At 56.5% G+C, this 6,762-nt stretch carries 6 protein-coding genes; 1 reads left to right on the forward strand and 5 read right to left on the reverse strand.

Annotation, left to right across the window (positions count from 1 at the left end; all coding sequences use genetic code 11):
* Positions 1–71 precede the first annotated feature (71 nt).
* The 3 genes from B4U49_RS01745 to B4U49_RS01755 are packed head-to-tail and all read right to left on the reverse strand — an operon-like array spanning position 72 to position 2,691.
* Positions 72–650, reverse strand: coding sequence for a phosphoribosyltransferase (locus tag B4U49_RS01745; RefSeq protein ID WP_078082863.1), 579 nt, complete (start codon positions 648–650; stop codon positions 72–74).
* A gap of 32 nt (positions 651–682) precedes the next feature.
* Positions 683–1,408: a pteridine reductase gene (locus tag B4U49_RS01750; RefSeq protein WP_078082864.1), complete on the reverse strand. Its 726-nt coding sequence runs from the start codon at positions 1,406–1,408 to the stop codon at positions 683–685.
* 50 nt (positions 1,409–1,458) lie between these two features.
* Positions 1,459–2,691 (reverse strand): multifunctional CCA addition/repair protein, encoded by a 1,233-nt coding sequence (locus B4U49_RS01755; RefSeq protein WP_078082865.1) that lies wholly within the window; start codon positions 2,689–2,691, stop codon positions 1,459–1,461.
* A gap of 496 nt (positions 2,692–3,187) precedes the next feature.
* On the opposite strand from B4U49_RS01755, the gene B4U49_RS01760 reads away from it, so the two are divergent.
* On the forward strand, positions 3,188–3,751 hold the full coding sequence (locus tag B4U49_RS01760) for a helix-turn-helix domain-containing protein (protein WP_078082866.1): 564 nt from the start codon (positions 3,188–3,190) through the stop codon (positions 3,749–3,751).
* A 91-nt stretch (positions 3,752–3,842) separates the two neighbouring features.
* On the opposite strand, the gene B4U49_RS01765 is transcribed toward B4U49_RS01760, so the two are convergent.
* Both B4U49_RS01765 and B4U49_RS01770 read right to left on the reverse strand, forming a co-directional pair.
* The gene (locus B4U49_RS01765) at positions 3,843–5,405 is read right to left on the reverse strand and encodes a SpoVR family protein (protein ID WP_078082867.1); all 1,563 of its coding nucleotides are present in this window, start codon (positions 5,403–5,405) and stop codon (positions 3,843–3,845) included.
* Positions 5,405–6,685, reverse strand: coding sequence for a YeaH/YhbH family protein (locus B4U49_RS01770; protein ID WP_078082868.1), 1,281 nt, complete (start codon positions 6,683–6,685; stop codon positions 5,405–5,407). The genes B4U49_RS01765 and B4U49_RS01770 overlap by 1 nt, the downstream gene beginning before the upstream one ends.
* Positions 6,686–6,762 lie beyond the last annotated feature (77 nt).

The following is a 6,762-nucleotide window of genomic DNA, read 5'->3' on the forward strand; positions in this document are numbered from 1 at the left end:
GAGGGCGACCGCGGTCGCCCTCATCGTCTGTTTATATTATTCCCCGCTTCTCGCGCATTTCTCCCGAAAAATCACTTTTCGCGATTCATCACTTTCTCAAGCAGTGCTTGATGTCGGCGCAGTTCCGGTTTGTTCTCTAGAATTTCCGCTTCCGTTAGTCCCTTCAATTCATGGGGGAATACCAGCCATTCGTCCGTCTTGTGCAGGTAATAATCCGGCTCACAATCGGTCTGATTGCGATTGGGCTTGAAGTAGGGGCAGGCCGTGCGAATTTCCGGGGTGTTTTTCTTACACGCCTTGCGCAGGTCACTGATGGCCTGCTGGATGCTGAGCCCGGTATCGTAGACGTCGTCCACAATCAGCATTTTCTCGTGGGACTCCACCTGTTTGATCAGGTAAGTGAGTCCGTGCACTTTCACCTCTTTCTGTCGCTGGTTGACGCCCGTATAGGACGAAGTGCGTATCGCGATATGGTCGGCGTGAAAGCCTAAGAAATCGAACATCTCCTGAACCGCGATGCCGATAGGGGCGCCACCGCGCCAGACGCCGACGATGTAGTCCGGCATAAAACCACTTTCGACCACCTTCAACGCCAGGGTGAATGAGTCCTCCAGCAATGACTGGGCGGAAATAAACTGCTTTTCGCTCACGGGGTTGTTCCTTACTCTAAATGGTCGGGTTGTCAGATATTGAGACTTCGGCCGCCGTCGACGGCGATGATCTGGCCGGTGATGTAGGGTGCGTCCGCGGCGAGAAATCGCACCGTGCGGGCTATGTCTGACGGGTCACCACTGCGTTGCATGGGGATGCGCATCAGGATCTGTTCCTTGTTATAGCCTTCACTCTCCTGTTCTGGCCACAGAATCGCACCGGGCGCCACCGCATTTACCCGCACCTGCGGGGCGAGTTCCCTTGCCAGGCTCTTGGTCAGCATTACCAACCCGGCCTTGGCAGCGCTGTACACGGTGTGGCTGGGCATCGGCTTATCGGCGTGAATATCCGCGAGATTTACGATGCTGCCACCCGTGCGGGCCAGCACTGGCGCCAGTGCCTGACTGAGAAAAAACGGGGCCTTGAGGTTACTTCCCATCAGCTCTTCCCACTGCTGCTCTGTGGCGCTGCCGATAGGCGTTGGGTAGAACGCGGATGCATTGTTGACCAGCAGGTTCACCTCACCGAAGCACTCCAGGGCGGCCTGCGCCAGATTCTGGCAGTCCTCAGCTGAGCGCAGGTCGCTCTGCACGGCAGCGGCGGAGTCTGGGCGTTTGGCATTGAGTATTGCTACCAGGCTTTGCGCGGCCTCGGCGGAATGACGGTAGTGGATGACGACTTGGTGATCCCGGTGCAGTTCTTCGGCGATGGCGCGTCCCAGTCGGGCGGCGGCGCCTGTAATCAGGGCGGTGGCCATGGTGGTCTTCCAGTCAGGGTCGTTTTGCGAGGCGCTGTGTGGGAAGGATATCAGTCCTGGCCCGGCGCGATGTAGGTGCTCTTTAGATCTGCAACCGCCTGCAGGCGCGCACGTTCCAGGGCCTTGCCCAGCTCTGCGCCTTCAAATCCCTCGGCGATCAGTGCCTGCGGGTCCACACTGGCCGCAGCTTCGCGAGCAGCGCGCAGGTAATCCGCCTGCGGGTATTCCCGGTCTTCCAGGCCCTTGCGTCCGCGGGCGTCCGCTTCGCAGCTCTCCAGAAACTGTGCGAACCGCTCAGGTCGACGCAGGGCATCGAGGGCGCGCAGCATTTTCATAATGGTCTGCGGGCGCAATTCAAATGCGCGGTGGCAGTGCAGGTGGTACTCGCATACACCGAGCGACAGCGCGGTGATGGGATTGGGTACTCGCAGTCGCCTGCATACATCTTTTACCAGCGGCAAACCGGCAGCTTCGTGCCCCCTGTGGCTGGGCAGTACATCCTCCGGGGTAACGCCCTTGCCGAGGTCGTGTACCAGTACCGCAAAGCGTACCGGCAGCTTTTTCGGGGCCTGGCAGAGGGCGCGCAATATATGGTCTCCGGTATCAATTTCGGGGTGATGCAGCGGGGGTTGGGGTACCCCGAACAAGCAGTCCACTTCCGGCAGTAACACCCTGAGTGCGCCGCAATCCCTCAATACCCGGATAAAAACATCTGGCCGCGGCTCGGTAAGGGCGCGGCTTACTTCCTTCCATACCCGTTCCGGCACCAAATGTTCCACCTCCCCTGCATCCACCATGCCTTGCATCAGCGTCATGGTTTCATCGGCTACCTGAAATCCCAGAGGCGCGTAGCGCGCGGCGAAGCGGGCGACCCGCAGAATACGCAGGGGATCTTCGCTGAACGCGGGGGAGACGTGGCGCAGTTTGCGCGCTTCCAGGTCTGCGCGACCACCGTAGGGATCGACAATCTTGCCGTCCTCGGTCTGGGCCATGGCGTTGACGGTGAGGTCGCGGCGCTGCAGATCCTGTTCGAGGGTGACCTCGGGGCTGGCGTAGACGGTAAAGCCGCCGTAACCGTGGCCGCTTTTGCGCTCGGTGCGGGCGAGGGCGTATTCCTCTCCGCTATCCGGGTGCAGGAATACGGGGAAATCTTTGCCCACTGGGCGAAACCCCTGCGCGCGCATCTCCGTCTCAGTGGCGCCGACAACGACCCAGTCGCGCTCGTGCACGGGGCGTTGCAGCAGGTGGTCACGTACCGCGCCGCCGACCAGATAGCATTTCATGGTGTGACTCCCGAGGCGATTCCGGTCGTATCGATTAAAAACGGGAGGGCGAAAATTGCCATAGATGCTGCTGAACCTGACAGGCGCGTCGCCAAAAAGGCGCGGGGACAGGTAAATAGTAGGAAATTAGAGGGCGGGGAAGATAAAAAAAAGGCCCCGAAAGTTCAAGGGGGCCCAGGGTCTTAGGGTATTCCTAGAGAGAGAATCCCAACAAGCTCGCTTGCGCCAGATACGCCGATCTATCTGTAGTTCGTTACAAAAGGCTACAGAATCGGTGCAGATAGCGCCTGTTACAGATGGTTAAATGACCCTACGTAACATGCTGTCCATTCTATTTAACCTGTCATAGCTGTCAACCATGGCTATCAAACTTTTATTGAGGGAACTGTCGGTTGGTTCGTTAAACCTATATAGGCATAGAATTAACGCCTGTTTGTTTGGTTTAATTCAGCATAATAAATAACTAAATGCGCGATTCGTGGGGGATAGTAATAAAATGAGCGAAGTGCATGTTCTTACAACCGGGGAAGCAGCCCGGTATTGTGGAGTAAATTTCCGCACCGTAATCCGCTGGATTGAGCGAGGTCAGCTGAAGGCCTACAAGCTCCCTGGGCGCGGCGATCACCGAATCTGCGTGGAGGACTTCGTAACCTTCCTGCGCGATAACGCCATGCCGGTACCGGCAGAGCTCGGCTGTACAACCCGCAAGGTATTGCTGGTGGCTGACTCGCTGGAACTGGCGGCTGCCCGCCAGTTACTGCAGCAGGCAGGTATGGATGTGGATATCGCGGGAGACAGTTTCACCGCTGGCGCGGTGATGGTGAGCGGCAAGCCGGGGATGCTGGTGCTGGATGCCAACCTTGAAGGCGTGAACGGTTTCCAGATCTTGGACTTCGTGCGTTCACGCAGTGATTTCTCATCCCTGAGTGTGTTGGTGGTAGCGCCAGTGGGCGAAGTAAACCAGCAGCGCTGGCTGGATGCGGGTGCGGATGCGGTGGTTGCTGCAGGCTGCGATCGCAACGAGCTGGTAGGTCGAGTTAACCTGTTAATGGACGCCTGAACCTCAAGTCGATGTCTGGCGCGAATACGTCACTACAGACCATCCTCTCGAGTATAAGGGGGCATAGCCCCCTTTGCTGGTATTTCGACCCTCAGATTGGCTTGGGTACCAGCATGGATTCCTCTTCTTCCGACCTGTCTCTGCCTTGCTCCGGGCAGTGGTAACTCTCGGTAATCTCATCGCCATTGAGGCTGTGCAGGTGCACGTCAAACCCCCACAGACGATGCAGGTGTTTCAGTACCTCACTGGTGTCCTTGCCCAGCGGCCGACGCTGATGCTGGGTGTGGTGCAGGGTGATGGAGCGGTCTCCGCGAGTGTCCACGGAGTAGACCTGGATGTTCGGCTCGCGGTTGCCCAGGTTGTATTGCCCTGCCAGTTTTGCCCGCAGTTCCCGGTAGCCTTCCTCATTGTGAATGGCGCCGACCTCGATTTCCTTTTCCCGGTCGTCATCGGAAATGCAGAACAGCTTCATGTCCCGCATCACCTTGGGTGACAGAAACTGCAGGATGAAACTTTCGTCCTTGAAATCCCGCATGGCGAATTGCAGGGTCTCTTTCCAGTTGCTGCCGGCAATGTCCGGGAACCACGCGCGGTCTTCTTCCGTTGGATTCTCACAGATCCTGCGCAAATCGGTAAAGATACTGAAACCCAGCGCGTAGGGGTTGATGCCATTGTAGTAGGGGCTGTCATAGGGCGGTTGGTAAATCACGCTGGTGTGGCTGGTGAGAAACTCCATCATGAAGCCGTCGGTCACCTTGCCGCGCGTATGTAGCTCGTTTAGCAGCGTGTAGTGCCAGAAGGTAGCCCAGCCCTCGTTCATTACTTGAGTCTGGCGCTGTGGATAAAAATATTGTGCCAGCTTGCGTACGATGCGCACCAGCTCGCGCTGCCAGTTTTCCAGTAGCGGTGCATTTTTCTCAATGAAGTAGAGAATATTTTCCTGCGGTTCTTCCGGGAATCGGTGCGGTTGCGCGTTTTCCTCCGCTCCGCCCAGCTTGGGAATCGTTCTCCACAGGTCGTTCAGCTGGCGCTGTCGATACTCCTCGCGCTCTTTCTGCCGGCGTTCCTCTTCGTGGGCGGAAATGGGATAAGGGCGCTTGTAGCGATCCACTCCGTAGTTCATCAGCGCGTGGCAGCTATCCAGTAGCGCTTCTACCTCGTCTACCCCGTGGCGCTCCTCACAGCGGGTGATGTAATTTTTCGCAAATAGCAGGTAATCGATAATACTGCTGGCGTCGGTCCAGGTGCGGAACAGGTAGTTTCCCTTGAAAAAAGAATTGTGACCGTAACTGGCGTGGGCAATGACCAGCGCCTGCATAGTCATAGTGTTCTCTTCCATCAGGTAAGCGATACACGGATTGGAATTGATCACAATCTCGTACGCTAGCCCCATGCGCCCGCGCTGGTAATTGTTTTCGACACTGATGAACTGTTTTCCGAAAGACCAGTGGTTGTAACCCACCGGCATACCCACCGATGAGTAAGCATCCATCATCTGTTCGGAGCTGATGATTTCTATCTGGTTGGGATAGGTGTCCAGGCCAAATTCCTTGGCCAGCAGCGCGATTTCCCGGTCGTACTCCTGAATGAGCTCGAAAGTCCACTCGGAAGTGGTGGAGATGGGCTGCTTGTTATTGATCGCTGTGTCTAGCATCAGGCTGCAACCTTCTGGGTAAATAACTGACGGAATACCGGGTAGATATCACCTACGTCGATAATCTGCTCCATGGCGAAGTGTTCGGGAAACAGCTGCTCGACACTCCGGTATTCATCCCACAGGGCCTGGTGGTCTCTGGGGGTGATTTCCACGTAGGAGTAATACTGTACGTGGGGCATGATGTCGTCGATCAGGATTTTATGGCAGGTGCTGGAATCGTCGTTCCAGTTATCGCCGTCGGAAGCCTGTGCACCGTAAATATTCCATTCGCTCGCGGGATAGCGCTCGGCCATGATGTCGCGCATCATTTTCAGTGCGCTGGATACGATGGTACCGCCGGTTTCTCGGGAGTAAAAAAACTCCTGCTCATCCACTTCCTTGGCGCTTGTGTGGTGACGGATAAACACTACTTCGGTGTATTCGTAACTGCGCTGCAGGAATAAGTACAGCAGCAGGAAGAACCGCTTGGCCATATCCTTGGTGGCCTGGTTCATCGAGCCGGATACATCCATCAGGCAGAACATCACCGCCTTGGAGCTGGGGCGCGGCTGTTTCACCAGCAGGTTGTATTTGAGATCAAAGTCATCGAGGAACGGGATGCGCTTGATGCGACTCCGCAAGTCTTCGATTTCCAGGCGCAACTGATCCACGCGACGCTGGTCTCGCAGTGCCGCGTCTTTGCTTTCCTCTTGCTGGAGTTCCTTTTCCAGTAACTTGAGGTTGCGACGTTTTCCGCCGCTGAGCGCTATTCGACGGGCGTTGGCAGCGCGCATGGAGCGCACAACATTGAGCCTGCCGGGCGTACCTTCGTTACAGATACCTGCCCGGACTACATGGAAGGAATCATTGCCGGCGAGCTTACGCTTGACCATATTCGGCAGTTCTAACCCTTCGAACATGAAATCTAGGAATTCTTCCTGGGAAATCTGGAAAACGAATTCATCCATTCCCTCGCCGCTGTCACTGGCTCCACTGCCACCGCTACCCTGACCTTGCCCCTGGCCGGGACGGGGAATGCGATCACCGGTGATGAACTCCTTGTTGCCAGGCAATACCTGCTCCATATGACCGCCGCGGCCATTGGAGAAGGTGGGTTCATTGAGGTCGCGGGTGGGAATACTGATTTTTTCGCCGGTACCCATGTCGGTGATGGATCGGCTATTCATGGCTTCGCCGACAGCTTTCTTGATATGTGACTTGTAGCGCCGCAAAAAACGCTGACGATTGACGGTGCTTTTTTTCTTGCCGTTGAGACGGCGGTCGATGATGTAACTCATTGCTTTACTGCCTTATGTTGCGGTGCGCTGCAGTGCCACCGTTAACTTGGTGGCAGCGCTGCTGCTGGGGGCAGTTT

The organism is Microbulbifer mangrovi (assembly GCF_002009015.1).
GTDB classification, from domain to species: domain Bacteria; phylum Pseudomonadota; class Gammaproteobacteria; order Pseudomonadales; family Cellvibrionaceae; genus Microbulbifer; species Microbulbifer mangrovi.

Excerpts from the sequence above, each read along its gene's own strand:
- B4U49_RS01770 (WP_078082868.1), bottom strand. The coding sequence starts at position 6,685 with ATGAGTTACATCATCGACCGCCGTCTCAACGGCAAGAAAAAAAGCACC.
- B4U49_RS01765 (WP_078082867.1), bottom strand. The coding sequence starts at position 5,405 with ATGCTAGACACAGCGATCAATAACAAGCAGCCCATCTCCACCACTTCC.
- B4U49_RS01750 (WP_078082864.1), bottom strand. The coding sequence starts at position 1,408 with ATGGCCACCGCCCTGATTACAGGCGCCGCCGCCCGACTGGGACGCGCC.
- B4U49_RS01760 (WP_078082866.1), top strand. The coding sequence starts at position 3,188 with ATGAGCGAAGTGCATGTTCTTACAACCGGGGAAGCAGCCCGGTATTGT.
- B4U49_RS01755 (WP_078082865.1), bottom strand. The coding sequence starts at position 2,691 with ATGAAATGCTATCTGGTCGGCGGCGCGGTACGTGACCACCTGCTGCAA.